The organism is Borreliella americana (assembly GCF_032595795.2).
Lineage (GTDB): Bacteria > Spirochaetota > Spirochaetia > Borreliales > Borreliaceae > Borreliella > Borreliella americana.
Genome location: NZ_CP132449.1, coordinates 301,038 through 317,508, shown reverse-complemented (window position 1 = coordinate 317,508; position 16,471 = coordinate 301,038). Strand labels below are relative to the sequence as shown.

General features: G+C 29.5%; 18 protein-coding genes. All 18 read left to right on the top strand.

Annotated features, from left to right (window positions below):
• The first annotated feature begins 22 nt into the window (after positions 1 to 22).
• Genes QIA00_RS01530 through fliF form a run of 18 tightly spaced genes read left to right on the top strand, consistent with a single transcriptional unit; the run spans position 23 to position 16,468 of the window.
• Positions 23 to 1,102, top strand: coding sequence for a hypothetical protein (locus QIA00_RS01530; RefSeq protein ID WP_316257067.1), 1,080 nt, complete (start codon positions 23 to 25; stop codon positions 1,100 to 1,102).
• Complete coding sequence (locus QIA00_RS01525; RefSeq protein WP_316257066.1) at positions 1,099 to 1,935, top strand: hypothetical protein; 837 nt, start codon at positions 1,099 to 1,101, stop codon at positions 1,933 to 1,935. The genes QIA00_RS01530 and QIA00_RS01525 overlap by 4 nt, the downstream gene beginning before the upstream one ends.
• Positions 1,928 to 2,824 (top strand): 16S rRNA (cytosine(1402)-N(4))-methyltransferase RsmH, encoded by an 897-nt coding sequence (rsmH, locus tag QIA00_RS01520; protein WP_316257064.1) that lies wholly within the window; start codon positions 1,928 to 1,930, stop codon positions 2,822 to 2,824. Before QIA00_RS01525 ends, rsmH begins: the two co-directional genes overlap by 8 nt.
• Positions 2,821 to 3,102: a hypothetical protein gene (locus QIA00_RS01515; protein WP_316257063.1), complete on the top strand. Its 282-nt coding sequence runs from the start codon at positions 2,821 to 2,823 to the stop codon at positions 3,100 to 3,102. The genes rsmH and QIA00_RS01515 overlap by 4 nt, the downstream gene beginning before the upstream one ends.
• 22 nt (positions 3,103 to 3,124) lie before the next feature.
• A complete protein-coding gene (locus tag QIA00_RS01510) occupies positions 3,125 to 4,516 on the top strand; it encodes a UDP-N-acetylmuramoyl-tripeptide--D-alanyl-D-alanine ligase (protein WP_316257062.1) in 1,392 nt (463 codons plus the stop codon).
• Positions 4,517 to 4,533: 17 nt separating this feature from the next.
• Positions 4,534 to 5,589 carry a phospho-N-acetylmuramoyl-pentapeptide-transferase gene (gene mraY, locus QIA00_RS01505; RefSeq protein ID WP_316257061.1) on the top strand — a complete coding sequence of 352 codons (1,056 nt, stop codon included), beginning with the start codon at positions 4,534 to 4,536 and terminating at the stop codon, positions 5,587 to 5,589.
• Positions 5,590 to 5,631: 42 nt separating this feature from the next.
• Positions 5,632 to 6,690, top strand: a complete 1,059-nt coding sequence (ftsW, locus tag QIA00_RS01500) for a putative lipid II flippase FtsW (RefSeq protein ID WP_316257653.1) — start codon at positions 5,632 to 5,634, stop codon at positions 6,688 to 6,690.
• A 34-nt stretch (positions 6,691 to 6,724) separates the two neighbouring features.
• Positions 6,725 to 7,468: a cell division protein FtsQ/DivIB gene (locus tag QIA00_RS01495; RefSeq protein ID WP_316257060.1), complete on the top strand. Its 744-nt coding sequence runs from the start codon at positions 6,725 to 6,727 to the stop codon at positions 7,466 to 7,468.
• Positions 7,468 to 8,709, top strand: coding sequence for a cell division protein FtsA (gene ftsA, locus QIA00_RS01490; protein WP_316257058.1), 1,242 nt, complete (start codon positions 7,468 to 7,470; stop codon positions 8,707 to 8,709). The genes QIA00_RS01495 and ftsA overlap by 1 nt, the downstream gene beginning before the upstream one ends.
• 21 nt (positions 8,710 to 8,730) lie before the next feature.
• Positions 8,731 to 9,930 (top strand): cell division protein FtsZ, encoded by a 1,200-nt coding sequence (gene ftsZ / locus QIA00_RS01485; protein WP_316257056.1) that lies wholly within the window; start codon positions 8,731 to 8,733, stop codon positions 9,928 to 9,930.
• A complete protein-coding gene (locus tag QIA00_RS01480) occupies positions 9,931 to 10,623 on the top strand; it encodes a tetratricopeptide repeat protein (protein ID WP_316257055.1) in 693 nt (230 codons plus the stop codon).
• A gap of 9 nt (positions 10,624 to 10,632) precedes the next feature.
• Complete coding sequence (gene dprA, locus QIA00_RS01475) at positions 10,633 to 11,577, top strand: DNA-processing protein DprA (protein WP_316257652.1); 945 nt, start codon at positions 10,633 to 10,635, stop codon at positions 11,575 to 11,577.
• A gap of 8 nt (positions 11,578 to 11,585) precedes the next feature.
• On the top strand, positions 11,586 to 12,134 hold the full coding sequence (hslV, locus tag QIA00_RS01470; protein ID WP_231014126.1) for an ATP-dependent protease subunit HslV: 549 nt from the start codon (positions 11,586 to 11,588) through the stop codon (positions 12,132 to 12,134).
• Positions 12,127 to 13,473 (top strand): HslU--HslV peptidase ATPase subunit, encoded by a 1,347-nt coding sequence (gene hslU, locus QIA00_RS01465; RefSeq protein WP_301427114.1) that lies wholly within the window; start codon positions 12,127 to 12,129, stop codon positions 13,471 to 13,473. The genes hslV and hslU overlap by 8 nt, the downstream gene beginning before the upstream one ends.
• Before the next feature lie 34 nt (positions 13,474 to 13,507).
• A complete protein-coding gene (flgB, locus tag QIA00_RS01460; RefSeq protein WP_316257052.1) occupies positions 13,508 to 13,915 on the top strand; it encodes a flagellar basal body rod protein FlgB in 408 nt (135 codons plus the stop codon).
• A 23-nt stretch (positions 13,916 to 13,938) separates the two neighbouring features.
• Positions 13,939 to 14,397, top strand: coding sequence for a flagellar basal body rod protein FlgC (gene flgC, locus QIA00_RS01455; RefSeq protein ID WP_316257051.1), 459 nt, complete (start codon positions 13,939 to 13,941; stop codon positions 14,395 to 14,397).
• Positions 14,398 to 14,408: 11 nt separating this feature from the next.
• The gene (fliE, locus tag QIA00_RS01450; RefSeq protein WP_316257049.1) at positions 14,409 to 14,744 is read left to right on the top strand and encodes a flagellar hook-basal body complex protein FliE; all 336 of its coding nucleotides are present in this window, start codon (positions 14,409 to 14,411) and stop codon (positions 14,742 to 14,744) included.
• 14 nt (positions 14,745 to 14,758) lie between these two features.
• The gene (gene fliF, locus QIA00_RS01445; RefSeq protein ID WP_316257047.1) at positions 14,759 to 16,468 is read left to right on the top strand and encodes a flagellar basal-body MS-ring/collar protein FliF; all 1,710 of its coding nucleotides are present in this window, start codon (positions 14,759 to 14,761) and stop codon (positions 16,466 to 16,468) included.
• Positions 16,469 to 16,471 lie beyond the last annotated feature (3 nt).

Sequence of the window (16,471 nt, the reverse complement as noted above, 5' to 3'; positions counted from 1 at the left end):
AGGTGGGGAGAAAATAGTTATATTGAGTTTTAATGTAGAAGAGGGCAATATTAAATTCAAAAAATTAAAATTTTTTTTGATTTTAAGTTTGTTTTTATTATTTATAATTTTGATTGATTTTTTTGTAAGATCTACTATGAATGTATCTAATTTTTATGATTTTAAGAATTTTGAGAATAAATCTGATTGTAAAAATATAAATTTAAGCAAGAATGCTTTTGTATCAAATAAGGTTTTAAGTATTAATTTCGGGGAATCTTGTTATGCTTTTTTAAGTGATAACTTAATAAGTTATTCAGATTATTATTATGTGCTTTTTAATTCCAGTGAGAATTATTCTGTTTTTTCTGTTAAAAACAATAAATTTTTATTTACACTTAAGCTAAAGGATTTTGTTTTTGCAATAAACAATTTAATTTTTACTTTAAACAATTTATATAAAACTTTAGAGGTTTATGATTCTAGTGGAAATAATATACTAATGCTTAATTTTTTGTCTTCAATTTTAAGTGTAGACTACAATAATGAAGTTTTGGCCTTGGGGCTTTCTAATGGTGAGATTTATGTATATAAACAGGGTAAGATAATTTATATGGAAAATTTTTTAGAGAGAAAATTTCTAACATGTTTTGTTAAATTAAGTTCTGATAATAAATATTTGGTATCACTAAAGGGTAATTCTGAGTATTTTTTAGAAATAATTGATTTAGAGAATAATTATAAAAAAATTTTAGAATTAAACAATTTAACTATTAATAATAGTTTTGAGACTTTTATAAAAATAGATGATTATCATAATTTGTTTATTGAAGGAAAAAATTCACTTGTGGTTATAAATATTAAAAGTGGTAAAATATTTAAAGTTGAAAATAAAAATTCTATTTTAAGCGCGTCATATGATTATTTCCAAAATATTTATAGAGTATATTTTTATTCTAAGAGTGAAAAAATCATTAATATAAAAACTTATTCTAAAAACTCTTTTAAATTATTTGATAATATTTTTATTAAAGACGAAATAAGCTCTTTTGTTGAATTTGAAAAGGGACTTTTGTATTTTAATGGTAATAATGATTTAAAATACTTGGGATTGGCTCAGTGATTTTAATTGTTTTTATATTTTTCTTTAATATTTTGGATTTATATCCATTTTTGGAATTTAAAAATGATGAAAAGTTTGCTTTAGTTAAAGATTTTGGTGTATTGGATAATAATAAATTGAATATTGGAGTAAGGTTAAGGCCTTTGAAAAAGACCGTATCTGTTTTTTCCAGTAATTATAAAATTTTATATTCAAAAAATAGTTTAAATAGGGATGGTAGTATTTTAATCATTTTTGATAATGATCTAAATTTAAATTTAGAGGTTTTTGGGAAGTTTTTTTATAAGCTTGGAAAGATTTTTTTAAAAGATGAAAATAGTATTATTGATTTAGTAGTTAATGATCCTAGTGCTAAAAAGATTATAAATCCTTTGTTTGTTATCAAAAATAGGAACAATTTAGTTGCTGAGACGGTTTATACATTGGGCAGGGTTTTTTTAAAAGGAAAGGGTGATGATGAAAGATTAGAATTGTCAAAAAACATGAATTTAAATGTCGATTCTGGTCAATATAGTCTTTTGTTATATTTTCATACTCAAAAAGTAGAATCTTTTAAAAATTCTCTTAAAGGAATTTATTATTTTGAAGCTATTTTGAATAATAGAAGCATTCTTCGCTCAGATTTTCAAAATATTTTTTTGATTAATAATACACACACTTTAGCTCAAGAGAAAAATTATGGATTAGATATTTTGAATATTAAAAGAGATGGAGGATGTCTTAAGATAAATGATCTTAATTTTGTTAAGGGCAAGAATGAACTTAAAATAAAGTATGGCGATGTTTATGGAAATGAAAAAAAAATAATTTATAGGTTTAAATTAAATGAATAATAGCGCTTTTCATTTTCCGGTACTTCTTGATGAAATTTGTAAGCTTATAGAAGATTTGCCCGTAAAAAGTGATTCAATATACATTGATTCTACTCTTGGAGAAGGTGTTCATGCAAAAGCGATTCTTGAGAAATATGACTTTTTAAGTTTGATTGGAATTGAAAGAGATCTTCAAATTTTAGAAAGAGCAAAGCAATTTCTTTTCATTTTTGAAGAAAGAGAGAGGATTACATATTTTAATGATTGGTTTGATAATTTTTTCGTCAATTATCCTTTAAATGTCAAAGCCAATTTTATTTTAGTTGATCTTGGTATTTCTATGTTTCATTACAAGGGCAGCAAAAAAGGATTTTCTTTTCTTGAAGATGAACCTTTAGATATGAGACTTTGTTCTTCTTCTTGTAAAATTAGTGCATCTGAGATTGTAAACACTTTTAGTAAATATGACCTTGAAGCTTTAATTTATAATTTAAGCAATGAACATTATTCTAGAAGAATCTCTAAAGCCATTGTAGAATATAGAAAAATTAAAAAAATACAAACTACAAAAGAGTTGCAGTCTATAATAAGCAAAGTTTATCCTTTTTCAAAAGTTAAAATAAATCCAGCTACAAAAACTTTTCAAGCATTAAGAATTTATGTAAATGATGAGCTTGCTAGGCTTAAAAGGAGCTTGCCTTTTTGGGTGGAAAATTTATCCAAAGGTGGAATTTTAGCTATTATTACGTTTCATTCAATAGAGGATCGTATTGTAAAGGATTTTTTTAGAAGCTTGCGTAGTGATTTGTATGCTAGAATCTCAAAAAAGCCTATTTTACCAAGTTTTGATGAAATTAAAAAAAACAAACCTTCAAGGAGTGCAAAACTTAGAGTTGTAAAAAAATTATGAATAGCATAAGTAAGATTGAATTTAAAGTTTATTGTATTTTAATTTTGATACTAACAGTTATATTGTGTTTTAATATTTACCTAAATTTCAGATATGTTGTAAAGCTTAGGGAATTTAATTACTTAGACAATGAACAGGAAAATATTATTGATGATAATTTAAGATTGCTGACGGTAATATATGAACTTGAAAATATTGATAGAATAGAGAGTTTTTGTTTTGGAGAATTAAATTTGGAAAAAAAAGCCAATCAAGATATAAATATTTTCGTTGATTAAAAGATTTTAGAATGAGGTTTTAGTGCGTATAAAGATTAAGGATATTTTAATCTCTTCTAAAGATGTGAAATTTGTAGGGAATATAAAAAATATTGAAAGAGCAGTATCTTTTTATTCGTTAGATAGTCGCGAAATAAAGGATGATAATATTAATGGTAGTCTTTATTTTGCATATAAGGGGAATAAAGTAGATGGATTTTCTTTTGTTAAGTATTTAATTGATTTGGGTGTTAAATGTTTTGTATGCTCAAGAGATCATGAATCTGAGTGTATTAAATATTTAAATGACAATGAAGGGCTAGTTTTTTTGCTTACAAGCAATGTAATAAAACTTCTTCAAACTTTAGCAGCGTGTTTAATTGAAAAAACAAGCTTTAAAAAAATTGCTATTACAGGTAGCAATGGTAAAACTACAACCAAAGAGATGCTTTATAGTATACTTTCAAAGAAATATAAAACTTACAAAACTTGGGGCAATTTAAATTCTGACATTGGGCTTCCTCTTAGTATTTTAAGGGTAGAGGGCAATGAAGAGTATGCTGTTTTTGAAGTTGGAGTTAGTTATGTTGGAGAAATGGATCTTTTATCTCAAATTTTAAAACCAGAGATTGTTATTATTACGAATATAAGCTATGCACATATGCAAGCTTTCAAGGAGTTACAAGCTATTGCTTTTGAAAAGAGCAAAATAATTGGCAAAAATATTGAAATCTTTGTTGCAAATGAAATGAACGATTATTGTGTTTATCTTGAAAAAAGAGCAAAAATCGCAAATCCAAATGTTAAAATCGTTTATTTTGATTTTGAAAATCTTAGTATTAAATCATTTTCTTTTTTGGAAGGAAAATTTTCTTTTGATTTTATTTACAAAGGGTTTGAATATTCTATTTTATTGCTGGGTCGACACAACATTTTTAATGCAATAGGGTGTATTAATTTAGCCTTATTTTTAGGAATGAGAGAAAAAGAAATAAGAGAAGGCCTTATTGAAACTGCCTTTCAAAAGGGTAGGGCAGAAATTTTAACAAAAAATGGATATTTAATTTTAAATGATTCTTATAATGGCAATATGGGTTCTTTTATGGCTTTAAAAAATATGATTTTAGATCTTGATATCCAAAACAAAAAATTTATAGTTCTTGGGTCTTTTAAAGAGCTTGGAGAATTTTCATACAAAACTCACAAAGATTTAATTCAAGAAGCTGTTTCAATGAATTTTGATAAAATTTTTTTAATTGGCGAAGAATTTTTAGATGTTAGGGATTCTGAGAATTTAGTTGAAAAGTATTTATATTACTTTATCGAATTTGATAAATTTATTGATTTTTTTTTAAAAAGCTTGGAGCCTTCAGTTTTTATTGTCATTAAAGGCTCAAGGTTTAACAGGCTTGAGAGAATTTTAAATTATATTTAGATGATAATGAGGTTTTTATGTTTTACCTTTTGGGTTTGCGTTTACTCAAATACATTACTTTTAGAATGGCTTATGCTACAATTTTTGCATTTTTGCTTTCTTTGATTATGGGCCCTTATATTATTTTAAGGCTAAAAAAATTAAGAGCCGATCAGATTTTAAGAGAAGATGGGCCTAAAAGACATTTGAGTGAAAAAACAGGAATTCCTACCATGGGAGGCATTCTTATTTTTTTTTGTGTTTTTATCTCTTTAGTATTTTGGAGTAATATTTTAAATGTTTATTTTTTGATCATGGTTTTTGTTATGTTTGGATTTGCTTTTTTGGGCTTTATAGATGATTTTTTGAAAATTAAAAAGAAAACCTCAGATGGACTTAAAGCTCGATTTAAGATTTATGGACAAATAATATTTTCTTTTTTTTCTGTTGGTATTTTATATTATTTTGGTAGTAAGCATGTTAGTATAATATATTTTCCTTTTATTAAATCTTTTCAAATAGATTTGGGGTTATTTTACATTCCTTTTGGCATGTTTATTTTAATTTCTGCTTCTAATTCTTTTAATTTGACAGATGGGCTTGATGGACTTGCAATTGGATTGAGCATAGTTATAACAGGGGCTTTAATAATAATTGCTTATCTTACAAGCAGGACTGATTTTGCAGCTTATTTGCATATTCCAAATATTAAAGGTTCTGAAGAGCTTGTAATATTTCTTGGGGCCCTGCTTGGGGGTAGTTTTGGATTTTTATGGTTTAATGCCTATCCTGCAAAAATTATGATGGGAGATACGGGCAGTCTGGCTTTGGGAGCCATTCTTGGAATGGCATCTTTGATTTTAAAAAGCGAAATACTTTTTTCTATTCTTGCAGGTGTTTTTATTATTGAAACTATGTCTGTAATTATTCAAGTTTTGGTTTACAAAAAGACCAAAAAAAGAGTATTTAAAATGGCACCACTTCACCATCATTTTGAAGAACTTGGGTGGTCTGAAATGCAAGTTGTTATTAGATTTTGGATAATAGGGTTAATATTTGCTATAATTGCTTTAAGCACGATAAAAATCAGATAATTTATTATGGTTATAGAGACAAATTCACTTAGGACATGTTATTTGCTTGTTTTGCTGCTATTAGTAGCCTATGGCCTTGTAGTTTTTTATACTTCTTCCTTTTTCTTAAGCTTAGAATTGACAGGTAATCCAAATTTTTTGTTTTTCACAAGACTTAATTATCTTTTTTTAAGTTTTATAGTTTTTCTTGTTTTTGAGAGAATTTCTTTGAATTTTTTAAAAAAATCAATATTTCCTGTATTGATTATAACTCTTTTTTTAATTATGGCAACTTTTTTATCTCCAAGTATTTCTGGAGCAAAGAGATGGATATTCTTTCAGGGTGTTAGTATTCAGCCTTCTGAGATTTTTAAAATATCTTTTACTATTTATCTTTCAGCTTATTTGAGCAAATTTGACCCAAGAAAAAACAATAGTATTTCATACTGGGTAAAGCCAATGTTGATTTTTGCAATTTTTTGGGTGTTAATAATTTTGCAAAACGATTATTCAACAGCTATTTATTTTGCTATTCTTTTTTTTATTGTTTTGTTTGTTTCTAATATGGCATTTAGCTATGTTTTTGCTATTGTGATTACTTTTTTGCCAGTTTCTGCTATATTCTTGATGCTTGAGCCTTATAGAGTTTCTAGAATTTTTGCCTTTCTCAATCCTTACGACGATCCTTCTGGTAAAGGTTACCAGATAATAGCATCTCTTAATGCTTTAAAAAGTGGAGGAATTTTAGGTAAAGGACTGGGAATGGGAGAGGTAAAGCTTGGAAAACTGCCAGAGGCTAATTCGGATTTTATTTTTTCAGTTCTTGGAGAAGAATTGGGATTTTTAGGTGTTTTGTTTGCCATAAGTTTGTTTTGTTTGTTTTTTTACTTTGGTTATTTTATAGCTATTCATTCTAATAGTAGGTTTAAATTTTTTATTGCATTTATTTCAAGTCTTGCAATTTTTCTTCAAAGTATAATGAATATTTTAATTGCAATTGGTCTTTTGCCTCCCACAGGGATAAATTTACCGTTTTTTTCATCTGGGGGATCTTCTATTATTGTTACCATGGCACTGTCTGGCCTTATTTCAAATGTTTCAAAAAATTTAAGCAACAATTGATGGATTTTTTTAGTAGTGTAAATTGAATTAGGTTATGATTTTTGAGAGAAAATTTTTAATTAAGTATATATATTTCTTGACGTCTTTAATTTTTTTTGAAATAATGGTTATTATTTTTGCGTCTCCTTATTTTTTGATTAGGTATATTAGTATCAATAATGATATTTCTCTTTCTAAAGAGGATATAATCAAGATTTCAGGAATTAAGCCTAATACATATTATCATAATGCTGATGTTAGAATATATGAGGAGAATCTTAAAAAAGATTTAAGGGTGAAGAGTGTTAAAGTTGATCTTAAGTTTCCTAATAAAATTAATATTAAAATAGAGAAAAGAATACCCATTGCTATTGCTTTAGAAAATGTAAATGGTAATATTACTTATTATTGTATTGCATCAGATGGTGTAATTTTGGAAAAAAGCAAACATTTAATTTATGATTTGCCCATAATTAGTGGATTAGTTTTAAATGATAATAATGTAGGAGATTTTCTAGAGGATAGAATGCTTAATATTGTAAGAGGCCTTGATTATCTTAAAATAAATCAAAAATATTTGTATAATTTAATATCAGAGGTCAATTTTTTAAAATTGAATTTTTATGATTATAATGTAATTTTGTATATTAAAAGTATATATAATAAAATATTGATAACAGTTGATATGAATTTAATGGATGTGATGCATAAAGTGTTTCTTGCAGTTAATTTACTTAAAGGAAAACCAGGCGTTATAGATTTAAGAAGTGGTGATATCATTTTGTTAGGAGAAAGTTAGTGTCTAGGAATTTGATAGTAGGTTTAGATGTTGGAACTTCGAAAATTTGCACTGTTGTTGCCGAGGTAAATTTAAATGATCAATTAGAAATAGTTGGAATAGGTACTAGTGTATCAAGAGGAGTTAGGAAGGGAGTTTTAATAAACATTGAGGCGGCTCTTGATTCAATATCTAATTCTATTGAGGCTGCAGAGCTTATCTCAGGATGTGATATTACGTCACTTTCAGTTTCTATGTCTGGAAGTAGTGTTGAAGGGACTAATTCGCGAGGTGTTGTTGCAATAAATTCAAGAACAAGAGAGATTAACGAAGAAGATGTTGAAAGGGTAATCGAAGCAGCAAAGGCAATTGTTATTCCAATGGATAGAGAAATTCTTCATGTTATTCCCCAAGAATTTATTGTAGATGGAATACCTCATATAAAAAATCCAATAGACATGATGGGTATTCGTCTTGAAGGAGAGGTTCATATTATTACAGGATCTAGTTCTTCTAGTCAGAATTTAGTCAGATGCGTAAATAGAGCTGGCTTTGCTGTTGATGAGGTTGTTCTTGGGAGTCTGGCTTCATCTTATGCAACTCTTTCTAAAGAAGAGCGTGAGATGGGGGTTTTGTTTATTGATATGGGTAAAGGGACAACAGATATTATTCTTTATATTGATGGTTCTCCTTATTATACAGGTGTAATTCCTATTGGTGTTAATAGAGTGACTCTTGATATTGCGCAAGTTTGGAAGGTTCCTGAGGATGTTGCTGAAAATATTAAAATAACAGCGGGCATTGCTCATCCGTCTATTCTTGAGAGTCAAATGGAAACCGTAATTATTCCAAATCTTGGAACTCGACCTCCTCAAGAGAAAAGCAGAAAAGAGTTGTCTGTAATAATTAATTCAAGACTGAGAGAAATTTTTGAAATGATGAGAGCGGAAATACTTAAGCGCGGACTTTATAATAAAATTAATGGTGGAATAGTTTTAACAGGTGGAGGAGCTTTATTCCCAGGTATTTCTAATTTAATAGAAGAAGTATTTAATTATCCTGCAAGAATAGGTTTGCCAATGAGTATTAATGGAATTGGGGAGGAGCATATAGATCCTAAGTTTTCTTCAGCTCTTGGTCTTGTTCTTTATAAGCACGAGCAGCAAAAATTCAATAAATTAAAGAAGGTAAGCAGTAAAGTTAAAAGAAAAAATAAAATATCTTCAAAGTTGAAAGGTTGGTTTTTGAAAGAATGGTTTTGACCAATCATGGAGGAAGCGTTAATGAAAGATTATAATATGATTGATAGCCATACAAGAAGATTTGATTCTACTACAAATCCTACAATTCTTAAGGTGATTGGTGCAGGTGGGGGAGGTAGTAATGCTGTTAATCGTATGATTGAATATGGAGTAAGAGATGTTGAATTTATTGTGGCCAATACTGATCTGCAGGCTCTTCAAACTTCTATTGCTCCTATAAAAATTGCCCTTGGAGCAAAAGTTACAGCAGGTCTTGGTGCTGGGGGAAAGCCTGAGATTGGACAAGCTGCAGCAGAGGAAGACATAGATGTTATACGCAACCATCTTTCTGGTGCCGATATGGTTTTTATTACTGCTGGCATGGGAGGTGGAACAGGAACCGGAGCAGCTCCAGTTATTGCGCAAGTTGCAAAAGAGCTTGGTATTTTAACAGTTGGAGTTGTAACAAAGCCTTTTAAGTTTGAAGGTCCTAAGAAGTTGAGACTTGCTGAGCAAGGAATAAATAACTTAAGAAAGTCTGTAGATACATTGATTATTATTCCAAATCAAAAGCTTTTAACTGTTGTTGACAAAAGGACCACCATTAAAGATGCTTTTAAGCGCGCAGATGATGTTCTTAGAATGGGTGTTCAAGGAATTGCAGGGCTTATTATTGAGCACGGAGAGGTTAATATTGATTTTGCTGATGTTAAAAGCATTATGCAAGGTCAAGGTGATGCTTTAATGGGAATAGGATATGGCAAGGGCGAAAACAGAGCTGTTGATGCTGCAACTTCTGCTATTAGTAATCCACTACTTGAGGAAGTTCGTATTGAGGGGTCTAAAGGGCTTCTTGTTAATGTTACTGGTGGAGATGATTTTTCATTGCTTGAACTTGAAGAGATTATGGGGATAATCACAGTTAGTGTTGATGATGAGGCTACTGTAATATATGGTCATGCTATTAATTCAAATCTTGAAGATGAGATTTACGTTACAGTTGTTGCTACAGGTTTTGCATCTAAAAAGCAAAAAGAAATATCTAGTGCACCAGAAAATAATACTTTAAGCTCTAAAGAGTTTGATACTTTAATGTCAGGCAATCAAAATGTTCCTTCTGGATCTTATGAGCAACAAGACTCTTCTTTTGCGGCAAAGTCAAAAAATGTTAATTATTTTGATGATGACATTGATGTTCCAACATTTCTTAGAAATTTAAACAAAAAAAGTAGCGATGATTAGATGAAAATTTTGTCGTTAATAATTCTTTTTAATTTATTTTTATCTTGTGGTAGCGGATCTAAAGAGAAATCAAATCTTGGGCTTAGATTAAGAGAATTGGAAATTGCGGGTGGTGGATCTAAATCTAAGATTGAGGTTTATAAAGAATTTATTGAAAAAGAAGATAAAAATATTTTAAAGATAGTGAATTCTATTGATAAGAAAGCTAGATTTTTTAATTTGATTGGTCTTGAATTTTTTAAGCTTGGTCAGTACGGACCTGCTATTGAATATTTTGTTAAAAATTTAGAAATCAATCCCGATAATTATTTATCTCATTTTTATATAGGTGTTGCTTCTTATAATTTAGCTAAAAATTTAAGAGTAAAAGATGAAGTTGAAAAATACATAATTCTTGCTGAAAATTCTTTTTTAAAATCACTTTCAATTAGAGATGATTTTAAAGATTCTCTTTTTGCCATTTCTAATATGTATGTATATGATCTTGACAAACAACTTGAAGCTAAAAATTATTTAAATAAACTTGATGATATGGGTGAGGACTATTTTGAGTTTTTAATGTTAAGAGGTGCAAATTATTATTCGCTAGGTGATCTTGGTAATGCTATATTGTTTTATGATAAAGCTAGTAAAAAGGCTTCAACTGAAGAGCAAAAAGAGGGTGTTTCTAGGATCATGAGTAATTTGAAGTAATTATTTATGATGAAATTGCTTTATATTGATAATTTAAAATTTTTAAAAGGTAAAGAAAAATTAAAACTTTTTAATAATTTTGATTTTAATGATGTTATTAAATTGACTCAGAAGGACATTGAGTCTTATCTTCTAAAATCATTTAGAAGATTGTTTAGGTTGCCTGATCTAAAATTAGTAGAATTGCAAGAAAAAGTTATTCAAAGGACAAAGGCCAAAGTTGCTATTCTGGGATCTAAGTTTTATCCCAATAAGCTTAAAAGAATTTATGACCCTCCTTTTGCTATTTACTACAAAGGCAATTTGCCAGATTGTTCTTCATTGTCCTGGGCTGTTGTTGGTTCTAGAAAAATTAGCAAGACTCTTGCTGATAGAACAAGAGAATTTTCTTCACATCTTGCGAAAAATGGTGTAGAGATTGTTTCTGGATTTGCAATTGGAGCAGATATTGAAGCTCATATAGCAGCAATAAATGAGAATAAGAGAACATTTGCTGTTATTCCAACAGATATTGATAATATTTATCCTAAGCAAAATAGAAAATATGTTTTCAAGCTTTTAGAACAAGGCGGAGGAATAATTACCGAGACTTTGCCATTTGATAAAATTCAAAATTATTTTTTTGCTAAAAGAAATAGATTGATTTCAGGTCTTTCAGATGCTATTTTTATAACTTATGCGCCTTTAAAATCAGGAGCTTTAATTACAGCTGAACTTGGTCTTGACTTAGGACTTGATGTTTATGTTTATGATTTAGATTTTTGTGGCGATGGTGCTGTAAAATTGCATGATTTTGGTGCTCAAGAGATAAAAACCGTTAAGGATCTTTATGCTTTATTAAATATTAAATATGTAGATTCCAATAATATTGAAGATGATTCTAAAGAGTGTTGTGATTGCAAAAATGTATCTGATGTTCTTATTGGAGAACTTTTAAAAGAAGTATATAAATAGGGGGTAATATGGGTTTTAAAGGAACCACAGTTATTGCAATAAAAAAAAATGGTAAGACTGTGGTGGCAGCAGATGGACAAGTAACTTTTGGACATACTGTTTTAAAGAGTAATGCTATTAAAATACGAAAATTGCTTAATGGGAAAATTTTGGCAGGATTTGCAGGTTCAACATCTGATGCAATTACTCTTTTTGAAAAATTTGAAGAAAAAATCAAAGCAAAAGGTGATGGCTTGATTGACATTAAAAGGGCGGCTGTTGACCTTGCAAAAGATTGGCGTTCTGACAAAATACTTCATAAGCTTGAGGCTATGATGCTTGTTGCTGATTCTAACAATATTCTTTTGATTTCTGGTACTGGTGATGTTGTTGAGCCTGAAGAGGATGTTATTTCAATTGGTAGTGGTGGCAATTATGCATATTCAGCAGCTCTTGCTTATATGGAGAACAAAAAATTAAGTGCTTTTGAGGTTGCACTTAGATCTTTAAAAATAGCAGCAAGAGTGTGTATATATACTAATTCTAACATTGTGCTTGAGGAGATTAAAAATGAATAAATTAGAAGAGCACTATATAGTTCCCAAAGATGTAGTTGCAGAACTTGATAAATATATAATAGGTCAAGACGAAGCTAAAAAATTAGTATCAATTGCTCTTGTTAATAGATATATAAGATCTAGGCTTCCAAAAGAAATAAAAGATGAAGTAATGCCCAAAAACATTATTATGATTGGATCAACTGGCATTGGGAAGACCGAGATTGCGAGAAGACTTTCTAAATTAATTAAAGCTCCTTTTATTAAAGTTGAGGCTACAAAATATACTGAGGTTGGTTATGTTGGTCGTGATGTTGAATCTATGGTTAGAGATTTAATGGGCATTGCAGTTAATATGGTAAAAGAAGAGATGTATAGCACCGTAAGAGATGATGCTTTAGTAAGAACAGAGGAGAGAATAGTTGATAGTCTTTTTAAAGGATCTGGTAATTCTGAAAATATGGATCCAAATGAAATAAAGGCAGAAGAAAAGGTAAAAGATAAACTTAGGAAAAAGCTTAGAGCAGGTGAGCTTGATAATACTACTATTGAAATACAAATTTCTAGTAAAATGCCATTTTCTACAATAGAAATATTTACGGGTGGTAATTTTGAAGAAATTGATATGGGAATTGGCGGGTTGCTGGGCAATATATTTGATAGAAAAAAGAAAAGAGAATTGAAGATTAAAAAGGCAAAGGAAATAATATTAGCAGAAGAGCTTGAAAAATTGGTAGATCACGAAAACATTTCAGATATTGCAAAATCTAAAGTTGAAAATATGGGAATTATTTTTATTGATGAGATCGATAAGATAGCTGCTAAGAATAGGAGTGGCAATGATGTATCCAGAGAAGGAGTTCAAAGAGATATTTTGCCAATTATTGAAGGCTCTAAGGTTAATACGAAATATGGAATAGTTGATACTTCTCATATTTTATTTATTGCAGCAGGAGCATTTAATTTGGCCAAACCTTCTGATTTAATACCCGAGCTTCAAGGAAGATTTCCTATTAAGGTTGAACTTAAAAGTCTAAGCATAGACGATTTGAAAAAAATTTTAAAACAAACAAAAAATTCTTTAATAAAACAATATGTTGCGATGTTTAAGGTTTATAATTTAGATTTAAAGTTTAGCGAAGAGGCCATAGATAGAATTGCAGAGCTTACTTTTAATATGAATCTTGAGAGTGAAAATCTTGGCGCCAGAAGGCTTCATGGCGTTATGGAAAGAGTGCTTGCAGATCTTTTTTTTGAAGTGCCTGGTAGTAAGTTGAAAAAATTTGAAATAAACTTGGACTATGTTAATAAAAAAATACAAATTAACGAACAAAAAGATTTAAATTATTATATAATTTAGTTAAAAGCAATTTTAAACAGAGGGGGGTTTTAATTTGAATGATTTTGAAAGATCTGTAGATTTTTCACATAGATATTTAGATGTTCTAAGCTTAAGACAAAGTGTTATTTCTGACAATATAGCAAATGTAGATACTCCAAATTTCAAAAGAAGTAAAATTTCTTTTGAAGCAGAGCTTGAAAAGGCTTTTTTAAATAAAGATAAAAATGATCTAAACTTAATTAAGTCTAGTGATAAGCACTTGTCTGGGTTTAAAAATCTAAAGTATTCAGATATCAAGCCTCACAGAGTTCTTGATCATTTTTCAACTATGAATAATAATGGCAATAATGTTGATATTGATTCTGAGGTTAAGGCACTTGTACAAAACCAAATGATGTATCATCTTATGACTAATGTTCAGGCGCATTATTTTAAAAGTATAAATATTGTATTAAAATAAATTAATATCTTAAGGAATATAAAATGGGATTGTTTTCAAGCATTAATGTAGCTTCAACGGGATTAACAGCGCAAAGGTTAAGGATTGATGTTATTTCTAATAATATTGCAAATGTTTCTACTTCTAGAACTCCTGATGGTGGACCCTACAGAAGGCAAAGGATTATTTTTGCACCAAGGATTAATAATCCTTATTGGAAAGGGCCTTTTATTCCAGATTATCTTGATAATGGCATTGGTCAAGGTGTTAGGGTTGCTAGCATTGAAAAAGATAAATCTCCATTAAAGTTAAAATATGATCCAACTCATCCCGATTCAATAAGTTCTGGGGATAAAAAAGGTTATGTGGAGCTTCCCAATGTTAATTTAGTTGAAGAAATGGTAGATATGATTTCAGCTTCTCGTGCTTACGAGGCAAATTCTACTGTCATCAATAGTAGTAAGTCTATGTTTAGAAGCGCGTTAGCTATACTTCAAGGCTAAAGGAGAGATCATTGGTGAGAATAGATGCTTTTTTTACAGAAAATAATATTAATTTGGTTAAAAAAAATCCTTTGCATTTTGATGTAAATATTTTTAGTTCTAAAAGTAATGCCAAAGACAATGATATTAAAACTTTTAAGGATGTTTTAATAAATTCGATTACTGATGTCAACAAAAGCCAATTAGATGTTTCTAAAGTTACAGAACAAGCTATTCTTAGGCCTAGTAGCATTGATGTTCATGATGTTGTAATAGCGATGTCTAAGGCAAATATGAATTTAAGCATTTTAAAGGCCGTTGTTGAAAGAGGTGTTAAGGCTTATCAAGATATAATCAATGTTCGTTAAGGAGCCATAAGATTTTGAGCAATTTTTTTACTAATTTTTTTGTTTCAGCTAAAGGAATCTTCAAAAAAGCTAGTACGGTTCAGAAAATAGCCCTGGGATTGATTATTTTTTTTGTGATTCTTGCGCTTGTTTTTTTAATAGGGTTTTCTACTAAAAGTCAAAGTATTGCTCTTTTTGGAGTTGAAATTAAAGATCAATATCTCCTAGATAGGATATCGCAAAGACTTGATAGAGAAAATGTTAAGTATTTTTTGAGTTCCGATGGAAAAATTTATTTAGATGACGAAAAGCTTGCAAAAAAAATGAGAGCAATTCTTGTCAGAGAAGAGCTTGTACCCGTTCATATGGATCCATGGGCTTTGTTTGATATTGATAGATGGACCATTACTGATTTTGAAAGAAGCATTAATCTAAGAAGATCTATTACAAGAGCGGTTGAACAACATATTTTGGCTTTAGATGATGTTGATGCTGTTAGTGTAAATCTTGTTATGCCCGAGAAAGCTCTTTTTAAAGAGTCTCAAGAGCCTGTTAAGGCATCTGTTAGAATTACTCCAAGACCCGGTTCTGATATTATTACCAACAGAAAAAAAGTTGAAGGACTTATTAAACTTATTCAGTATGCCATTGAAGGTCTTGAATCTGATAATATTGCTATTGTTGATAATAGCGGAACTATCTTAAATGATTTTTCTAATTTAGATGGAATAGATAGAATAGACTTAGCAGAAAAAGAACGTAAGTTAAAGCTTAAGTATGAAGCTATGCTTAGGGGTGAAATCAATTCTGCATTAAGTAAGGTTTTGTCTGTTGATAGATTTATGATAGCAAGAGTAAATGTAAAACTTGATACTTCAAAAGAAACCACAGAGTTCAAAGAGTATGCTCCTATTGAGCTTCAATCCCAAGATCCAAAAGCTTCTTATAATACCAGGAAAGTAAGTGATTCAACTATTATATCTTCTCAGACTCAAAAAAAAGAATATCAGGGGCAAGGATATAGTCCTTGGGGACCCCCTGGGCAGGAAGGAAATACTCCGCCCGAATATCAGGATTTAAGTGATATTACTGGCAAATATAATGAGTCTCAAGAGATCAAAAATGTTGCTTTAAATGAAAAAAAATCTACAAGTGAAAAAGAGCCTGCTAGGATTGTAGGTGTTTCTCTTGGTATTTTCGTGGATGGTATTTGGAATTTTGTGTACGATGAGAAGGGAAATTTCGTAATAGAAAATGGAATGAGAAAAAGAGAATATAAGCCTATGGCATTAGAAGAAATCAAAAGTATTGAAGATGTTTTGCAAAGTTCTTTTGAGTATAAGCCAGAAAGAGGTGATTCAATAACAGTTAGAAATATATCTTTTGATCGTATGAATGAATTTAGAGAAATAGATGAAAATTATTTTGCAAGTGAAAGGTTTAAATATTTTTTATTTATTGCAAGTATAGTATTTTCATTATTAATTTTGGTATTTACGATATTTTTTGCTATTTCTAGGGAACTTGAAAGACGAAGACGTCTTAGAGAAGAGGAATTGGCAAAACAAGCGCATTTAAGACGTCAACAAGCTTTGATGGATGGTGGTGATGATATTGGCGTTGATGATGTTGTTGGTGGGATTAGAGAAGGCGATGAGCTTCAAAGCAATGCTGAGCTTTTAGCCAGAGAAAAGCCAGAAGATGTTGCTAAGCTTATAAGAACATGGCTTTTGAAAAATGCGTAAAAG